Source organism: Gordonia sp. DT219 (genome assembly GCF_049847065.1).
GTDB lineage: Bacteria > Actinomycetota > Actinomycetes > Mycobacteriales > Mycobacteriaceae > Gordonia.
In genome coordinates this window covers 1-16675 of the sequence record NZ_JBNCNR010000035.1, presented here as the reverse complement: position 1 = coordinate 16675, position 16675 = coordinate 1, and the positions used below count along the sequence as shown (strand labels likewise).

General features: G+C 67.3%; 16 protein-coding genes and 1 pseudogene. 8 read left to right on the top strand and 9 right to left on the bottom strand.

Features of this window, described 5'->3' with window-relative positions; all coding sequences use genetic code 11:
• Positions 1 to 1124: pseudogene (locus ACPXB3_RS21265) on the bottom strand (cytochrome c oxidase assembly protein); the annotation flags it as partial.
• A gap of 281 nt (positions 1125 to 1405) precedes the next feature.
• Here ACPXB3_RS21265 and ACPXB3_RS21260 point away from each other — a divergent pair.
• On the top strand, positions 1406 to 2164 hold the full coding sequence (locus ACPXB3_RS21260; protein ID WP_425706968.1) for a DsbA family protein: 759 nt from the start codon (positions 1406 to 1408) through the stop codon (positions 2162 to 2164).
• A gap of 26 nt (positions 2165 to 2190) precedes the next feature.
• Complete coding sequence (locus ACPXB3_RS21255) at positions 2191 to 2898, top strand: vitamin K epoxide reductase family protein (protein ID WP_425729488.1); 708 nt, start codon at positions 2191 to 2193, stop codon at positions 2896 to 2898.
• Positions 2899 to 2923: 25 nt separating this feature from the next.
• Here the strand turns inward: ACPXB3_RS21255 and mftG are convergent, their stop codons facing one another.
• From mftG to mftE, 3 genes are read right to left on the bottom strand one after another with little or no spacing between them, the layout of a single operon-like run.
• Entirely contained in the window at positions 2924 to 4297 is a 1374-nt protein-coding gene (gene mftG, locus ACPXB3_RS21250) for a mycofactocin system GMC family oxidoreductase MftG (protein ID WP_425729487.1), read from the bottom strand.
• A 1-nt stretch (position 4298) separates the two neighbouring features.
• A complete protein-coding gene (mftF, locus tag ACPXB3_RS21245) occupies positions 4299 to 5744 on the bottom strand; it encodes a mycofactocin biosynthesis glycosyltransferase MftF (RefSeq protein ID WP_425729485.1) in 1446 nt (481 codons plus the stop codon).
• Entirely contained in the window at positions 5741 to 6454 is a 714-nt protein-coding gene (mftE, locus tag ACPXB3_RS21240) for a mycofactocin biosynthesis peptidyl-dipeptidase MftE (protein ID WP_425706964.1), read from the bottom strand. Before mftE ends, mftF begins: the two co-directional genes overlap by 4 nt.
• A 170-nt stretch (positions 6455 to 6624) precedes the next feature.
• Here mftE and ACPXB3_RS21235 point away from each other — a divergent pair, with 170 nt between their 5' ends.
• Positions 6625 to 7737: a CaiB/BaiF CoA transferase family protein gene (locus ACPXB3_RS21235; protein ID WP_425706963.1), complete on the top strand. Its 1113-nt coding sequence runs from the start codon at positions 6625 to 6627 to the stop codon at positions 7735 to 7737.
• A 64-nt stretch (positions 7738 to 7801) separates the two neighbouring features.
• Entirely contained in the window at positions 7802 to 8617 is an 816-nt protein-coding gene (locus tag ACPXB3_RS21230; RefSeq protein ID WP_425706962.1) for a mycofactocin-coupled SDR family oxidoreductase, read from the top strand.
• 12 nt (positions 8618 to 8629) lie between these two features.
• Here the strand turns inward: ACPXB3_RS21230 and mftD are convergent, their stop codons facing one another.
• From mftD to mftA, 4 genes are all read right to left on the bottom strand, one after another.
• A complete protein-coding gene (gene mftD, locus ACPXB3_RS21225; RefSeq protein ID WP_425706961.1) occupies positions 8630 to 9832 on the bottom strand; it encodes a pre-mycofactocin synthase MftD in 1203 nt (400 codons plus the stop codon).
• 26 nt (positions 9833 to 9858) lie between these two features.
• Entirely contained in the window at positions 9859 to 11136 is a 1278-nt protein-coding gene (gene mftC, locus ACPXB3_RS21220; protein WP_425706960.1) for a mycofactocin radical SAM maturase, read from the bottom strand.
• A gap of 70 nt (positions 11137 to 11206) precedes the next feature.
• Positions 11207 to 11560 carry a mycofactocin biosynthesis chaperone MftB gene (gene mftB, locus ACPXB3_RS21215; protein ID WP_425706959.1) on the bottom strand — a complete coding sequence of 118 codons (354 nt, stop codon included), beginning with the start codon at positions 11558 to 11560 and terminating at the stop codon, positions 11207 to 11209.
• On the bottom strand, positions 11560 to 11682 hold the full coding sequence (gene mftA / locus ACPXB3_RS21210; protein WP_425706958.1) for a mycofactocin precursor MftA: 123 nt from the start codon (positions 11680 to 11682) through the stop codon (positions 11560 to 11562). Before mftA ends, mftB begins: the two co-directional genes overlap by 1 nt.
• Before the next feature lie 127 nt (positions 11683 to 11809).
• Here mftA and mftR point away from each other — a divergent pair, with 127 nt between their 5' ends.
• The 3 genes from mftR to ACPXB3_RS21195 all read left to right on the top strand — a co-directional run bounded on the left by mftR (position 11810) and on the right by ACPXB3_RS21195 (position 14047).
• Positions 11810 to 12409 carry a mycofactocin system transcriptional regulator gene (mftR, locus tag ACPXB3_RS21205; protein WP_425706957.1) on the top strand — a complete coding sequence of 200 codons (600 nt, stop codon included), beginning with the start codon at positions 11810 to 11812 and terminating at the stop codon, positions 12407 to 12409.
• 188 nt (positions 12410 to 12597) lie between these two features.
• Complete coding sequence (locus tag ACPXB3_RS21200) at positions 12598 to 13653, top strand: 2Fe-2S iron-sulfur cluster-binding protein (protein ID WP_425706956.1); 1056 nt, start codon at positions 12598 to 12600, stop codon at positions 13651 to 13653.
• 1 nt (position 13654) lies between these two features.
• The gene (locus ACPXB3_RS21195) at positions 13655 to 14047 is read left to right on the top strand and encodes a DoxX family protein (protein ID WP_425706955.1); all 393 of its coding nucleotides are present in this window, start codon (positions 13655 to 13657) and stop codon (positions 14045 to 14047) included.
• Between the two features lie 24 nt (positions 14048 to 14071).
• Here ACPXB3_RS21195 and ACPXB3_RS21190 read toward each other — a convergent pair whose 3' ends face one another.
• Positions 14072 to 14494, bottom strand: a complete 423-nt coding sequence (locus tag ACPXB3_RS21190) for a ChaB family protein (RefSeq protein WP_425706954.1) — start codon at positions 14492 to 14494, stop codon at positions 14072 to 14074.
• A gap of 231 nt (positions 14495 to 14725) precedes the next feature.
• On the opposite strand from ACPXB3_RS21190, the gene ACPXB3_RS21185 reads away from it, so the two are divergent.
• A complete protein-coding gene (locus ACPXB3_RS21185) occupies positions 14726 to 16321 on the top strand; it encodes a phytoene desaturase family protein (protein ID WP_425729500.1) in 1596 nt (531 codons plus the stop codon).
• The last annotated feature ends 354 nt before the right edge of the window (positions 16322 to 16675 follow it).

The following is a 16675-nucleotide window of genomic DNA, read 5'->3' as shown; positions in this document are numbered from 1 at the left end:
CCCCGGGTGACCATGCCCGCCCAGCACGCCCAGCCCCCCCCCAGCGGTGCGCCCCCGCCCAGCCCGGCACGCCCGAGCCGGGCGCGTGGCGGCCCGGGCCGCAACGCGCACACACTGCATGCCGCCGCCGCCAGCAGACCGAGCACCATCAGCACCGATGCCACCCCGAATGCGGTGGTGAACAGGAACCGGGCAGGTACGAACAGCGCGACGAGGAAGATCCCGGAAAGCAGTGCCACGATGTCGGCGACCGCCACGACCCGCGCGTGCCGGCGTTCGAGGATCGCGCGGTCACCCTCACTGCGAATGGCCGGCGCCGTCACATAGGCGACGCGGTAGCCGATGGACACGGCCAGCGCCAGTACGAAGAGGATGACGAGGCTGGTGGCGTAGTCGTGATTCGGTCCCTGCCCGCCGTTGCCTGCCATCGGCAACGCGGCGACCGCGATGCCGGTGGGAACAAGCAGCACCAGGTGCGCGATCCACGACAAGAAGAATCGGATCGCGATGGCGACGATCGTGGCGAGAATGGCGACCACCAGCCAGGCGACAGCCCCTTCACTGATGCCGATCGCCTCGAACAGCTTCCCCGAGGACAGCAGTTTGCTCAGCGAGACCCCGTAGCCGTCGGCTGCCGAGACCCCCACCATCACCCAGGCGAGCAGCGCCCACACCGGCGTCGCACCCGACACCAGCCGGTGCGCGCGGTAGACCCCGGCGTCGATGATGCCGTCGTGGTCGGGCCGCGAACCGGTCACCACGAAGGCCAGTGCGCCCAGGCACAAGGCGGCGAGCGCGGCGCCGGCGAAGTACCCGGCGACGACGAGCACCGAGGTGGTCAGGCCGGGATACGGGTCGCCGCGTTCGATCTGGCGCGCCGGCCCGGACACCAAGGCGTAGACGACGACACCTGCCAAGCCCGCGATGAGCACCGCACCGACCCAACGCGTCGCTGCGACGGTGGGCCGGCGCGGGCCTGATGTGTCGGCGGCCGGTACGGCGACCTTCGAGTCGTCGGCGTCGGGTTGCCCGGTCACCGGGTCTGATGGGGATTCGACATCAGTGGACGGATCCACATCGGCAGGCGAATCGACATCGGTACGGGCATCGTCTGGGGCGGTCACAGAAGCTCTCCTAGCAACGTCGCAGCGAGACGGCGTCGCGCCCAGTCTACGACCGTGTGTAGAAGCGCTGAACGGCCCGCTCTCGGGCGGCCGGCCACCGACGTGACGAGGGCCACGCGGGACCAACGTCCCGGCCTCGGTACCGCTCAGATAGTCCTCAGCCACCTGCCAGTACCCTGAACACCGGCGTGCAGGTCCATGCAGGTCCATGCGACCCGGTATGGCCGGCGCCAGGTGCCCGACGTCCGCGCACCGAACCCGTGAACCAGGGAGAGAGAACAGTGGCAGACAAACGCCGCAAGCCGATTGTCGATCCGCGCGCAGCCGAACGGCGACGTTCGCTGTGGATACGGATCGGATCGACAGTCGCGATCATCGTGATCGCCGCTGTCGTGGCAGTTGCCATTCTCGCATCCAACGGCAAGCTCGGCAGCAAAGACGACGGCGCGCCGATCGCCGGTGCCACGCCGTCGGTCGTGACCAACAACGCCTTCCGGCTCACCACCGCTCCGGCGGGTACCACGCCGCCGGCGACCGTGCAGATCTATGAGGACTTCCAGTGCCCGGTCTGCAAGCAGTTCGAGCAGGTCTACTCCGACGCGCTGACGCAGGCGCGGTCCAACCCGAAGGTCGCCATCGACTATCAGCCCGTCGCGATCCTCGACAAGATGTCCAGCACCGATTACTCCACGCGCTCGGCCAACGCCTCGGCGTGTGTCGCCGAGGCGACCAAGGGGGCCGACAATTTCGCGGTGTGGCTGAAGTTCCACGGCCTTCTGTATGAGAACCAGCCCGAAGAGAACAGTGCGGGTCTGAGCGACGACCAGTTGGCCTCGTATGCCACCAAGGCCGGCGCTCCCGGCAACGTCAAGCAGTGCATCAGCGATGCGCACTTCAAGGCGTGGGTCACCGATCAGACCAACAAGTCTCAGATCAGCGGAACACCCACGGTCAAGATCAACGGCCAGGACTTCGATATCCAGCAGGGGCCGCAGGCCTTCCTCGCCGCAATCAACCAGGCCGCCGGCGCCCAGCAGTGAGTACACCCGAAGCGAAGCGACGAACCATGAGCAAGACCGAATCTCGCGCCGATGCGGCCCCCGATTCCGGGACACCGACCACGGAACCGACTGACGTGCAAGAGCAGGACGCCGCCGCCGTGGCCACCGACGGCAGCGGGATCGACGACGGCCGTTCGTGGTGGCTGCAGCGGCCGGAGGTCTCCCGCGTCACCGGAATCGTGGTGTTCGTCCTCGGTGTCGTCGGCTTCGTCGCCTCGACGACACTGACGATCGAGCGCATCCAGATCCTGATCAATCCGTCATATGTGCCGAGCTGCAGCATCAATCCGGTGCTGTCGTGCGGCTCGGTCATGGTGACCGCGCAGGCCCGCCTCTTCGGATTCCCCAATCCGCTGATCGGTATCGCCGCGTTCTCGGTGATCATCGTGACCGGCGTCCTGACCACCACCCGGGTGACCCTGCCACGCTGGTATTGGCTTGGCCAGACAATCTGTCTCGCATTGGGTTTCGTCTTCGTCAACTGGCTCGCCTTCCAGAGCCTGTACCGGATCAACGCACTCTGCCCGTACTGCATGGCGGTCTGGGCGCTGACGCCGATCCTGCTGATCCTCAGCGTCGGACGCCTCATGGGTGACTCCGATCGGGCCCACGAGATCCGCGGCTGGCTCTGGGTGCTACTGCCTCTGTGGTACGCGATCGTCATCGTCGCCATCGGCATCCGATTCTGGGACTACTGGTCCACGCTGATCTGACACCCGGATACGCGCCGGGTATCCGTCACGCGTGATCGCCGGCTGCCAAGTCATCCCCGATCCGGCAGGCCATCATCATGGTGGTGGCATGTGGCCCACTGCGTCCGGGAGTAGGCAGGATCGATCCATCGACGATGCGCAGTCCCCGCACCCCGTCGACCGCACCGAGCCCGTCGGTGGTCTCGCCCATCGGCATGGAGCCCCAGGCGTGCTGGGAGGTGCGGATCACCGGGTCGATGACGATCGATCCGGGGACGACCAGATCGCCGAATTCCGTGGACGCCAACATATCTGCGACGTCATCTGCTCGCGACCACATCGCGGCGGCATCGGCCGGGTCGAGCGGAGCGAGCGACAGGCGCAGCCCACCGCGCGCCGCCGGGATCACCCCACCCGGGGCCACCACCCCCAAGGTCACCTCGCCGCGGCCCGCACGCGTCATCCCGGCGATCCCGATCACCGGCCGACCCCCCGCTCCGCCCGAGATGTATCGGTCGAAATCATCGGAATAGCAACGGATCTCGACGCCGTCGTCGGTGTGGACGACGGTCTGCAGGAGAGGCTTGAGTTCCTCGACGCCGCGTCGGCCATAACCGACCTGGATCTCCCGGTGTTCGCCGACCCGCACCGTCTGACCGACGCGGAGAGCACCCTGCGGCGACCGCAACAGCAGTTCGGCCGTGCCCAGCGTCCCGGCGCACAGGATCACCTCTCCGCCCGAGATGTCGGCGCCCCCGACGGTCCGGACGCCGGTGACCGTGCGCCCGCGGACAAGTAGCTCGCCGACGCGGGCGCCGGTGACCACCCGCAGGTTCGGCCGGCCGGCCGCAGGGCGCAGGTATGCCTCGGCGGCGGTCATCCGTAGTCCGCCGAGGTGGTTGCCCAGGACCCGATTGAGTCCCACGATCGGCCACCTGTGTGCGACGTCGCGCACGGGTACCCGTGCGGACCAGAAGGATTCGAAGGCCGATGCCGCCGCGCCGAGTTCGGCATCGGCGGCCGGACGCACCGACATGGTGCCGTCGGGATCGTCGAGTTCACGGTAGGCGGACTCGACCGTGCCGCGGTCCCAGCCGGCCGGCCATCCGGCGAAATCGGTGTCGTGCCAACGCAGAAAGTAGCCGCCGTTGATTGCCGACGATCCCCCGAGCCCACGCCCACGCACCACGACCTGACCCGAACGTTCCGGAATCGTCGTCACATATCGTGAATCGGCCCCGACCGGGAGCCGGCGCAGATCGCGGATACCGACGTCGGGAAACGACGGCCCCTGCTCGAGCAGCAGCACCGACCGGGCGCCGTCGCGGCTCAGCTTCTCGGCAAGCACACATCCGGCGCTGCCCGCCCCGACGATGACGACGTCGGAATGCTCCGATCCGCTGACGTCCGGCGAGCGCACCTCAGCGTGTCACGACCGGACGCAATGCGCCGAGATCGCGTTCGCGCACAACACCTTCCCAGAGACCCGCACCGTAGGCGAGGTCGTCGAGGCGTCGGCAGAGCAGGTAGGCGAACGGCCCGATGGCCGGTTCACGGGTGGTATCGGCCAGCACGGCCCGCACCCATTCGATGAGCCCTTCGGCGATCGCGACCTCGATGACCAGGCATCGAAAGCGCCGAGACACCAAGGCAAGTAGTACTGCGACCGGCCAATAGTGCCGACAGATCGCCCCGGCCGCCTGCAGTAACCCATACCCGGCAGCGCGGCCCGTCATCTGGGCCGCCGCCACCGGGGCGTCGGGTAGGTCACCGAGCCGGCTCCGCAGCCGATACGCCGTCCGGCCCAGCACGAGGAAGGCCAGGACGAGACCGAACGTGGTCCTCGACAGCAGCGCCGCCACGGCCACCCCCATCGAGGCGGTCATCACCATCGGCGCGGCCCGCGTGCCGTGCCGTTGCGCAAGAAACGCGGCACCGGTGCCGTAGTAGCGGCGGCGGGAGAGCACCTCGCGCATATTCGTCCGATGATCGTGGGCGACCCGAGCAACCGGGTCGTAGCGCACCCGCCACCCCGTCTCGTGTAGCCGCCAGCACAGATCGACGTCCTCAGCGACCCGCAGGTCCTCATCGAATCCACAGAACGACTTGCGCCGCAGGATCATTGCCGCGCTGGGCACGTATGGTACGGATGTACCAGGTGCGACGGCAGCCTCGGCAGGACCCATGTCGAGGGAGGAATACCCGTTCTCGTACCGCTCGGCCATCGACTGCCGTCCCTCGTGCGGGTGCGCCGACAAGCCGACGATGCGCGGCGCCGCCAGCGCCACCAGTGGATCGGAGAAGTGGGCCAGCAGCATCACCAGCCAGTCCGGCTCGGGTACCACGTCGGAATCGAGGAATGCGACGAAGTCGGTCGTGGCGGCCGCCGCCCCGGCGTTGCGCGCCGCCGCCGGCCCACGATTGTGCTCGAAGCGGATCAATTCGACGAGCGCCCCCTGCGCGGTGAGCGGTACCGCGGAGCCGTCGTCGACGACGATGACGCGCGTCCCGGCGACGGCGGCGAGTAACCGGTCGACGCCGAACTGGTTGTCGCGCACCGGGATCACGATGGTGACATCGTCCGGCGTTGGCCCCGCCATGGGTCGCGGGTGGGCGATGCCCGCCTCGAGCAGCGTGCGTGACAGGCTCCGCGTGGCGGCGTCACACACCTCGATTCGGCCATCCGCCGATGTCATGCCCAGGGCGGTGTCACCGAGCCGCAGCATCCGGGTGGGTGACCCGCCGACGAGATATCGAAGATCTCCGCGGCGCGCGCACCGCATGTCGATCTGGACCTGGAAACCATCCGGCAATCCCGCATCACTGCCGTCCGGTACCGTTTGCGCGACCCACTCGGTTATCGTCACCGCAGCCTCCCCCCGTCGTCGACAGTCCATCCCGCGACCGCCCGGGCGAGGTCGGCGACCGCCCCGCCGAGTAGGTCGGCACCATGCTCGGCGGTCGCCGACCGCGGATCGCCGAGGATTCCGTTCTCGCTCACCGCCACCACCCCGCCCGAACGCATGGCCCCCATCAATACACCCATCGGTTCACAATTGCCGGGTTCAAGGCGATCGATGCGTACCGACTCCGGTGAAAGGTGCAGCAGGATAGAGGTTTCCGTATGTCCGGCGTGTGCGTCGCCACCGGGGAAGGCACAGGCATACCAGGTGACCTCACGCCGCTCATATCGCAATGTGCGCACGGCGGTGGCCAACGTCGCCACATTGCCGCCATGTCCGTTGACGAAGACGATTCGACGCGCCCACCGGCACGCACTGCGGCCGAATTCGATGAGGAGGCCGGCCAGCGCCTCCTGCCCCAGCGAGATCGTCCCGGCAAAGCCCTCGTGCTCACCGCTCGCCCCGTAGGCGATCTCCGGCGCGATGACGTAGTGGGCAGGATCGGACAGGGCGCTCCGGGTACCCGCGGCCACCGCCACCGCGATCCGGGTATCGGTATCGAGTGGGAGATGCGGGCCGTGCTGTTCCACCGACCCGACCGGCACGAGCAGGGTGACTTCAGAATCTGCAACCTGCGGCGACGCGTACTGCCCCAACGCCGCCGGTCGCACCATTCGAGCAAGTGTAATGCGCTCGGACCGCCGCGGTAACCCGGTCGACGGCAATTGACCGACCCGAATCCGGCAGTTTCCGACCACTTGTACGAGCGCTCGATCGGTTGTGCAATCCTGGAGCGCACCTGTGTCGCAGAACACAACCGACACCCGTCGAGGGAGGGACGCCCATGACCATTGAACCGACAGCGAACGGCGCCACGAATGGACCGCTGAATCGGCTGCGCGTAGTCGAATTCGCCGGCATCGGCCCCGGTCCGCATGCGGCGATGATGTTGGCCGACCTCGGTGCCGATGTCATCCGAGTCCAACGCCCCGGCACACTCCCCCCGGAAGGCCGCAACGCCGACGCGCTGCTGCGCGGACGCCGCGTCGTCGAGGCGAACCTCAAGGATCCGACCGATCGCGACACCGTCCGGCGCCTCATCGGCAAGGCCGACGTCGTGCTCGAGGGATTCCGGCCGGGCGTCATGGAACGTCTCGGCTTCGGTCCCGACGACGTCGCCGAGCTCAACCCGGGCCTGGTCTACGGGCGCATGACCGGCTGGGGCCAGGACGGCCCGCGCGCCGACCGCGCCGGCCACGACATCAACTACATCTCGCTCACCGGCATACTGCACGCGATCGGTCGCCGCGGCGAGCGTCCCGTGCCGCCGCTCAACCTGGCCGGCGACTTCGGCGGCGGCTCGATGTTCTTGATCATGGGCGTGCTCGCCGCACTGTTCGAGCGTCAGTTCTCCGGCCGCGGCCAGGTCGTCGACGCCGCGATGGTCGACGGGGCTTCCGTTCTCGGACAGATGATGTGGGCATTCCGTGGCACCGGATTGTGGTCGGATGAGCGCGGCGTGAACCTCCTCGACACCGGCGCGCCCTACTACGAGGTCTATGAAACCTCCGACGGCAGGTACATGGCGGTCGGCGCGATCGAGCCGCAGTTCTACGCCGAACTCATCAAGGGCCTCGGACTCACCGAGACCGACCTGCCCGAGCAGAACGACATGGCGAACTGGCCCCGGCTGAAGCAGGTCTTCACCGACACCTTCGCCACCCGCACCCGCGACGAGTGGGCCGAGATCTTCGAGGGCACCGACGCCTGCACGTCGCCGGTGCTGACCTTTGCCGAGGCTCCGGCCGACCCCCACATGGCCGCCCGCAGCAACCTCGTCGAGATCGACGGGGTCATGCAGGCGCAGGTGGCACCACGCTTCTCGCGGACCACCCCGCCCACGCCCGCCGGCCCGGCTCGGCAGGCGACCGATCCGGCCGATCTCTGGGTCGACTGACCCGCCGTCAGCGCATCCTCGGTTACCCGTCACGTTGAAGTAGAACGTGTTACAGTTTTTGCCCATGGGACAGTTCGACGGCAAGGTCGTCTACATCACCGGCATCGCCCGTGGCCAAGGACGTAACCACGCCCTCCGCTTTGCCCGTGAGGGTGCGTCGATCATCGGCCTTGACATCGCAGGAGAAGTCGCCGATCACATCACCTACCCCGCGGCAACCGGCGACGACCTCGCCGAAACCATCCGCCTCGTCGAGGAAGCAGGCGGGAAAATCCTAGCCCGCCAAGGCGATACCCGCGACCTGGCGTTCCAGGAGCAGCTCGTTGCCGACGGGGTCCGGCAGTTCGGCCGCATCGACCACGTCATCGCCAACGCCGGGATCCTCTCGTGGGGACTGTCGTGGGAGCTGACCGAACAGGAATTCACCGACGTCGTCGACGTCAACGTCGTGGGCACCTGGAAGACGTTGCGCGCCACCATCCCCGCACTGTTGGACACCGACGCGGAGAACCGATCGATCGTCGTCATCGCCTCGGTCGCCGGACTCAAGGCGATGCCGGTGCAGGCGGCGTATTCGGCGTCGAAGTACGCCTTGACCGGACTGGCCCAGACGGTGGCAAAAGAACTCGCCCCTCGCCGCATCCGGGTCAACTCCATCCACCCGTACGCGGTGGATACCCCGATGGGTGTCGCCGATCCCTCGGCCCTGAAGATCTTCGAGATGGGCGAATACACAAGGTATTTCATCTCGATGCTGGATCACTTCCCGGTTGCGTCACTCGATGACATCTCCGACGCGGTGCTGTACCTGACCTCCCCGCAGGCACGCGCCGTCACGGGCTCACAGTTCCAGATCGACATGGGCAACTCCAAGGTCTGAGCGCGCTCGGTTTCAGGCGTCGCCGAAGGAGCGCGTGAAGTCGTCGGGGATGATCAGGTCGTCCCGGGAGAGTTCGTGAACACTCTTGTGGCCCAAGCCCATCACCACGCCGTCAAGACCCATGCGGAGTAGGTCGAGCACGTTCTCGACGCCGGCCTGACCGTTGGCGGCCAGCCCCCACAGATACGCCCGGCCGATCATCACGGCGCGGGCACCGAGCGCCACCGCCTTGGCGACGTCGCTGCCGCGGCGGATACCGCCGTCGAGCAGGACCTCGATCTGGTCACCGACCGCGTCGGCGATTGCCGGCAACATCCGGATCGTGGCCGGGGTGCCGTCGAGGTTGTTGCCGCCGTGATTGGACACCGACAGTGCCGTCGCACCGATGTCGACGGCGCGTCTGGCGTCGTCGAGGCGGGTGACACCCTTGACCATGAACGGACCGCCCCACTTCTCGCGAAGCCAGGCCAGATCGTCCCACGTGGGCGGTGCGGTGCTCATCCACTCCCCATAGGCACCGAAAAACGTCGGTCCGGGTAATCCCTTGCCCTTGGACACATTCGGTGCCGTCAGGTCCGGAATGTTGATCTTGCCGTCGCGAATCCAGTCCATCGCATAGCGCGGCTTGACCGCGATCTCCGGCGCGAGCCGCAGCAACGCCTTGACGTCCACCTTCTCCGGGATCTCCGGGCTGCCCCAGTCGCGGCCGACGTTGAAAACCCAATCGGTGGTGACGATCAGCCCCTTGGCCCCGGCCTCCCTCGCGCGCAGGGCACGCTCGAGGATCTCCTCGCGGCTGCCGAGCCAGTAGATCTGGAAGAAGATCTTGTCGTTGACCGCCGTGACCTCTTCGATCGGATGAGAGGCAAAGCTGGACAACCCCATCGCCGTGCCGCGTGCCGCCGCGGCACGTGCCACCGCGACCTCACCGTCGGGGTCGACGGCCTGCACCCCGGTGGGGCTGATCAGCACCGGGAACGGCAACTCCTGCCCCATCACCGTGGTCGCGAGTTCTCGCTCGGGCTGCGCACCGATCACGTGCGGGGCAAACCCGATTTCCGAATACGCATCGACGTTGTCGCGGACGGTCACGCCGGCCTGCGTACCGGCGATCAACGACGAGTACACCGACTTCGGCAGTCGCTTCTTGGCGCGGCGTTGCGCCTCGTGAACGGATTCGAACCAGGGATTACGGGCCCAGGGATTGGTGACCATTATCGTTTACCTATCTGCCGGTGCGGCTACAGAGAGAACCCGGCCAGCGGGTTCTCATCACAGTTCTTCGACGGCGGGGCACCGATCGGTGTGAGCTCGCCGTCGTCGCGTCGGGTCATCAGCGTCAGCGGCGTGCCGCGCGAATGGTCTTTGTTGGCGGTCGGGGTGGTGCGGTCGCCGGCGAGCAGTTGCTCACCGAAGCCCTGGACACATTCGGGATCGGGACCCGCGAGTGGCAGCCCGGTGAAGAACTTCGCCGCCATGCAGCCGCCGCGGCACGCGTCGAAGTGGGCACACTTGGTACAGGCCCCCGCATTCTGCGGTTCACGCAACTCACCGAACAGCTCCGAGTGCTGCCAGATCTCTTGGAAGCCACCATTGTCGAGAATGTTGCCGGCGAGGAAGTTCTCGTGGATGGCGAACGGGCAGGCGTAGACATCGCCGACCGGATCGATCAGGCACACCACGCGGCCCGCCCCGCACAGGTTCAGGCCGGGCAGCCCGCCCCCGCCGGCCCCACCGAACGCCGACAGGTGGAAGAACGAGTCGCCGGTCAGCACGTTCTCGCCGTGCGCGACAAGCCAGTCGTAGAGCTCACGCTGCTGAGTGGGCAAGGGGTGCAGGTCATCCCACACGTCGGCGCCGCGGCCGGAGGGACGCAGCCGGGTAATGCGCAGGGTGGCACCGTAGCGGTCGGCGAGCGCCTTGAACTCGTCGAGCTGGGAGACGTTCTGCCGCGTCATCACCACCGAGATCTTGGCGTCGGCAAAACCGGCCTCGTGCAGATTCTCCAGCGCGCGCACCGCCATGTCGAAGGAGCCGGGCCCGCGCACGGCGTCGTTGACCTCCGCCGTCGCGCCGTCGAGCGAGATCTGCACGTCGACGTAGTCCGACGCGGCCAGCCGGGCGGCGACCTTCTTGTCGATGCGTAAACCGTTGGTGGAGAACTTCACTCCCACCTGGTGGCTGGTCGCATAGTCGACGAGTTCCCAGAAGTCCGGGCGCACCGTCGGCTCCCCGCCGCCGATGTTGACATAGAAGACCTGCATGCGCGAGAGCTCGTCGATGATCGCCTTGCATTGTTCGGTCGAGAGCTCACGCGGGTCGCGTTTACCCGACGACGACAGGCAGTGCACGCAGGCCAGGTTGCACGCGTAGGTCAGCTCCCAGGTCAGACAGATCGGGGCGTCGAGCCCTTTCTCGAACTGATCGACGAGTCGGCCGACCTTCGGTGGCGCCGCCGGCCGCGTCACCGAAGCGGCAGCGAGTTCGGTTGCGGTGGGCGGCAACTCGAGTGTGGTCATCTGCTTCTCCTTGGGCTGGAGGGTGTCGGGACGTTCGGGGCGGTCGGGACGTTCTGTGCGCTAGGGGCTCTCAGCGCCGGCGGATCATCTCGGAGTCGGCGAGAGCGGCCAGTGCCTGCACATACATGGCCCGGTCATTTGCGCCGATCCCCGCCGCCGCGAGCGCCGCGTCGGCGGTGTCGTGCTCGGCGAGGGACCGGACGATCCCGACCACCGGCACGTTCTTCAGAAATGACAGTTTGCGGGTGCCGAAGTGATAGAGCAGCGCGCCGAACGGCTCTGGGCGCAGCGCCACTTGAGGATTGAGCTCCCAGGCCGCATCGGTGGCGAAGGACCCAGAAGTGTGGACGTCGGTGTCGCGCCGGTTGCCGGCGACCGCGGAGGTGCGGCCGCCGGCAACCGGAGCAGATGTCGGGGTGGACATCAGTAGACCCCGCACATCCCGTCGATCGAGACCTCTTCGACGAGGGACTCGCTGACGAGCTCCGACTCGGCCTCGGCCGGAGCCGACAAGTCCTGAGCCGCCGTGGTTGTGTGATCGGCCATGATCCAGACCTCCTATTGTTCGGGTAGTGATGTGGATCACGAGTTACTGTAGTGGCACCGAGTGCAGAAATAAACCCCACCCCCGAATCCTGGCCGACTGGACAGGTAGAACGCCCAGAGAGGCCTGATGAGCGCCGAGAACGCCACCGCATCCGGCCGCCGGCCGCGGACCACGCGCGCACAGATCAGTGCGATCGCCATCGACCTGTTCACCACCGTCGGCTTCGAGGAGACCAGCGTCGACGACATCGCCGACGCCGTCGGCGTGGCACGTCGGACCCTGTTCCGGTACTTCCCGTCGAAGAACGCCATCCCGTGGGGTGACTTCGACGCGCACCTGAACGATCTCCGTGCGATGCTTGCCGAGATCCCCGCCGGCCTACCCATCGCCGAGGCCGTCACGCGCGCGCTGATCGCCTTCAACGCGGTCCCCGACCCCATGCTCGACAGCCATCGCCGACGGATGCAACTTCTGCTCGGAGTCCCAAGCCTGCAAGCACATTCGATGCTGATGTACGCCGACTGGCGGCAGGTGATCGCCGAGTTCTGCGCGCATCGGCTCGGACTGGCGGACGACGATCACCTGCCCCAGACGATCGGGTGGATGTGTCTGGGCACCGCCCTGGCCGCCTACGAACAATGGCTTGCCGACGCCGATGCCGATCTCGAGGAGCTGATCCGCGCCGGCTGCCGGGTCCTCGCCAACGGTGTCGCGGCCCTGCACTGAGCGCCGGCGTCGAGCGCTCGGCCGCCGACCGGGACCCAGAAGTGCCCGCCACGGCGATTACCCTGGACGCGGCACCGTCGAGCCCGGCCCACCGTGTTCTTCGGCTAGGCTCAAAGTAGAACGTGTTCTAATTTTGCGTGTTCTAATTTTGTTGGAATGCACCCCGACGCTCCAGGAGACCTTCGGACATGACCGCACTGACGCCACACGGCTCTCGCAGCGTGATCCTCACCGTGGCCGACGTCATCGACGAGACACCCGATGCCCGGTCGATCGTCTTCGACATCCCGGAGAGCGCCAAAGAGGCCTTCACCGACTACCGGGCGGGCCAGTTCCTCACCCTGCGTATCCCGAGCGAGCAGACCGGCTCGGTGGCGCGCTGCTATTCGCTGGCGTCCTCCCCGGCGGGCGAGGAGTTGCCCAAGGTGACCGTGAAACGGACGGTAGACGGTTACGGGTCGAATTGGGTGTGTGACAACCTCGCCGCCGGATCGCAGATCGAGGCGCTGCCGCCGTCGGGCGTGTTCACCCCACGCTCACTCGACGAGCCCCTGCTGCTCATCGCCGCCGGCAGTGGCGTGACCCCGGTGATGTCGATTCTCAAGACCGCGCTGGCCGCCGGCCGCGGCCGGGTGGTGTTCTTCTACGCCAACCGCGGCGCCGACGACGTCATCTTCGCCGGCGAGCTGCGCGAGTTGCAGTCGGCCCACCCGGACCGGCTGGTCGTCATCCACTGGCTCGAGACCCTGCAGGGCCTGCCGTCCACCGAGGCACTGGCCACGATCTTCGCTGCGTTCCCCGGGCACGCGGCCTACATGTGCGGTCCGGGCGCCTTCATGGAGGCCGTCCACGCGGCCCTGCACACCGCCGGTTTCGCCCATCACGACGTGCATGCCGAGGTCTACAACTCCCTCGCCGGCGATCCGTTCGCCGACCTCGTCCTCGACGAGGTGACCGAAGCCGAGCAGGCCGACGCCGCTACGGTCGAGGTGGAACTCGACGGGCAGACCCACGAGTTGTCGTGGCCACGCCGACGCACCCTCATCGACATCATGCTCGACGCCGGGCTGGACGCCCCGTACTCGTGCCAGGAGGGCGAATGCGGTTCGTGCGCTTGCACTCTCACCGACGGTACGGTCGAGATGGACAATGTCGGCGCCCTCGACCCCGAAGACATCGAGGACGGCTACATCCTCGGCTGTCAGGCCCACCCCACCTCTGACCGACTACGAATCGAGTTCTGACGTGCTCAAACGCTTCTCCCCCACCCAGGTCGCCCGTGCGCTCGCAGCGATGCTGCTGACGATGGGGACCCTGCACTTCCTGGTGCCCAAACCGTTCGACCAGCTCATCCCCGACGAGGTGGTACCCGACGCGCTGCCCGACGGCAAACGCACGCTCACCTACGCGTCCGGGGTGGCCGAGGTCGCCATCGGCGCAGGACTTCTCGCCCCGGCGACCCGACGGCCTGCGGCCGGCGCGGCAGCGGCGCTGTTCGTCGCGGTCTATCCCGCCAACATCAACATGGTGCGGCTCTGGTGGCGCAGACCAGCCATCTACAAGGCGATCGCGATCGGTCGGCTGCCGCTGCAGTTCCCGCTGATCGCCGCGGCGGTGAAGGTGTACCGCCACTCCTGAATTCGGGTCCGGCTCACGACCGGCTCACGACCGGCTCCGCGCGGTGGCCCGCCGATTGGCCTTCTCGATCGCATCGACGAGTTCGCCCTTGTTCATCGACGACCGGCCGTGGATGTCGAGTTCGCGGGCGACGTCCATGAGGTGTTGCTTGCTCGCGTTGGCGTCGACTCCCTCGGCGCTCGAACCCGAGGCGTCGGGTCCGCCGCTGCGCGCGCGGTCGTCGGACGGACCGCGCGTCTTCTTGGCCTCCCAGTGGTCGCCGACCTTCTCGTAGGAATGCTTGAGCGCCGCGTAGGCGACGCGGTGCGCACGTTCCTCCGAGTGGTACTCGTTCAGCGCCGAATCATGCGTCTCGGCGAATGTGCGCTGCGCCTTGTCGTCGGAACGCGCAATCGTGCTCGGCAGCTCCGATTCCTTCGGGGTGCCCTGCTCGGTGGTCTTCGGCATCGCCTATCTCCTGTCCGTGTCGACCGGTAGGTGTCCAACCGGGGTGACGCCACATTCGGCGCCCTCGTCACCGGATACCCACATCTGGGCGAGGGCAATCCCGACCGGGGATGCCGGATCGAGGTCGGCCCGAGCAGGCACTGACCACGTTTCGATGATTCAGACGCGACTACTCTTCCGGCAGGTGGGTACTCGACGCCGTTGGGCGCCGGTGATCCCGGCCGAAAGGGGATGGTGTCGGTGAGTGTGTCAGATGCGATCGTCGTCGGTGGCGGTCACAACGGCCTCGTCGCCGCGATCCGGCTCGCCGACGCCGGGTGGGACGTGACCGTGCTCGAGGCGGCCACCGAGGTGGGCGGCGCGATTCGCAGCACCGAACTCACACCCGGCTACGTCACCGACTCGTTCAGTGCCTTCTACCCGCTCGCAGTCGCGTCCCCTGCCCTCGCCGACCTCGAACTCGGTGCCCACGGGCTGCGGTGGAGTGCGGCGCCCCTGGCATTCGGTCATCCCAACGGTTCGGCGGATCGCGATGCCGCCGTGGTGTATCCGGACGCCGCCGACACCGCCGCACACCTTGCCTCCTACGACGAGCGGGACGGGCGTACCTGGCTCGAGCTGACCGCACACTGGGCGACGATCCGTGTAGGCGTCCTCGATACCCTGTTCGGCCCGTTCCCGCCGATGCGCGGGCTGCGCGCGCTGCTCCGTGCCACCGGCACCGCCGAAGCACTGCGGCTGGCCCGGTTCTTTGTGCTGCCAGCCAATCAGATGGTCCGCGAACTGTTCCGCTCCGACCACGCCCGGCTGCTGATCGTGGGCAACGCACTGCACTCCGACATCCCGCTCGATGCTCCGGGTAGCGGGCTGATGGGATACCTGCTGACGATGCTCGCGCAGGACGTCGGCTACCCCGTACCCGTCGGCGGTTCCGGCGAACTGTCCGGCGCGCTGGCCCGCCGCTTGACCTCGGCGGGCGGCCAGATCGTCTGCGACGCCCGCGTCGACCGGATCGAGGTACACAACGGCCGCGCCACCGGCGTCACCACCGTCGACGGACGGCGATTCTCGGCACGACGGGCGGTGCTCGCCGATGTATCGGCGCCTGCGCTCTACACCCGATTGCTCACACCCGCGGACGTGCCCGCCCGGGTCCTGGCCGACCTTGCGAACTTCACCTGGGACACCCCGGTGGTCAAGATCGATTACGCTCTGCAGCAAACCATTCCGTGGACGAGCACGAACCTCGCCGGTGCCGGCACCGTGCATCTCGGCGCCGACCTGGCCAACGCGAACCACGCCACCGCCGACATCGAAACGGGCCGAATCCCCGATCACCCGTTCCTGCTGTTCGGTCAGATGACCACCGCCGATGCCACCCGCTCTCCGAAAGGCACCGAAAGCGCTTGGGCCTACAGCCATCTGCCACGCGGAGTCGGTGACGACGAGGCCGCCGCAGTGCTGGCCCAGCGCATGGACGAAGTCGTGGAAAGCCATGCGCCCGGCTTCGCCGAGCTGATCGTCGACCGACATGTGCAGACCCCGCGCTCCCTAGAGACGGCCGACGCCAACCTCGTCGATGGAGCGGTCAACGGCGGCACCGCACAGTTGTTCCAGCAGTTGATCTTTCGTCCGACGCCAGGTCTGGGCGGGGCGATCACGCCGGTATCCGGTCTGTTCCTGTCCGGGGCGTCGGCCCATCCCGGCGGTGGCGTGCACGGAGCGTGTGGCAACAACGCGGCGCGCGCGGCGCTTGCCGCCGCCGGGCCGCGGGGTTGGCCGCGTCGATTCATGACACGACAAGCAATGCGGCGCTTGATGCGCTGAGTTGCCTGCGCCGGCCGGCCATGTTGCGCGCACCGGACGGCGTGACTGCTGTTCATCGCTGGGAAAGCCGTTCACCGCTGTGACAACTGCTCACTGGTGGGACGAAACCGGTTGCCGCACTTGTTAATCAATCGTCGAACACTTGCGCGTCGAACATATCTTCTGCTACACTGGACTTCTCGCAAGATCATCCAGGGGGGAATCCATGATCGACGACACCACCACTCTTTCCGCCGAACTGTACGGGCACCTCATCGGGCTTCTCGATGACCGTACCTACAGTCCAGACCTCACCTCACGTGAAGCCTTCGCCGCGATGCAGCAACTGAACACGTTGCGCAACATGCTCGATCA

Bases quoted from the DNA above. Each gene is read 5' to 3' on its own strand.
- ACPXB3_RS21255 (WP_425729488.1), top strand. From the start codon at position 2,191: ATGAGCAAGACCGAATCTCGCGCCGATGCGGCCCCCGATTCCGGGACA.
- mftE (WP_425706964.1), bottom strand. From the start codon at position 6,454: ATGGTGCGACCGGCGGCGTTGGGGCAGTACGCGTCGCCGCAGGTTGCA.
- ACPXB3_RS21235 (WP_425706963.1), top strand. From the start codon at position 6,625: ATGACCATTGAACCGACAGCGAACGGCGCCACGAATGGACCGCTGAAT.
- ACPXB3_RS21230 (WP_425706962.1), top strand. From the start codon at position 7,802: ATGGGACAGTTCGACGGCAAGGTCGTCTACATCACCGGCATCGCCCGT.
- mftD (WP_425706961.1), bottom strand. From the start codon at position 9,832: ATGGTCACCAATCCCTGGGCCCGTAATCCCTGGTTCGAATCCGTTCAC.
- mftC (WP_425706960.1), bottom strand. From the start codon at position 11,136: ATGACCACACTCGAGTTGCCGCCCACCGCAACCGAACTCGCTGCCGCT.
- mftB (WP_425706959.1), bottom strand. From the start codon at position 11,560: ATGTCCACCCCGACATCTGCTCCGGTTGCCGGCGGCCGCACCTCCGCG.
- mftA (WP_425706958.1), bottom strand. From the start codon at position 11,682: ATGGCCGATCACACAACCACGGCGGCTCAGGACTTGTCGGCTCCGGCC.
- mftR (WP_425706957.1), top strand. From the start codon at position 11,810: ATGAGCGCCGAGAACGCCACCGCATCCGGCCGCCGGCCGCGGACCACG.
- ACPXB3_RS21200 (WP_425706956.1), top strand. From the start codon at position 12,598: ATGACCGCACTGACGCCACACGGCTCTCGCAGCGTGATCCTCACCGTG.
- ACPXB3_RS21190 (WP_425706954.1), bottom strand. From the start codon at position 14,494: ATGCCGAAGACCACCGAGCAGGGCACCCCGAAGGAATCGGAGCTGCCG.
- ACPXB3_RS21185 (WP_425729500.1), top strand. From the start codon at position 14,726: ATGGTGTCGGTGAGTGTGTCAGATGCGATCGTCGTCGGTGGCGGTCAC.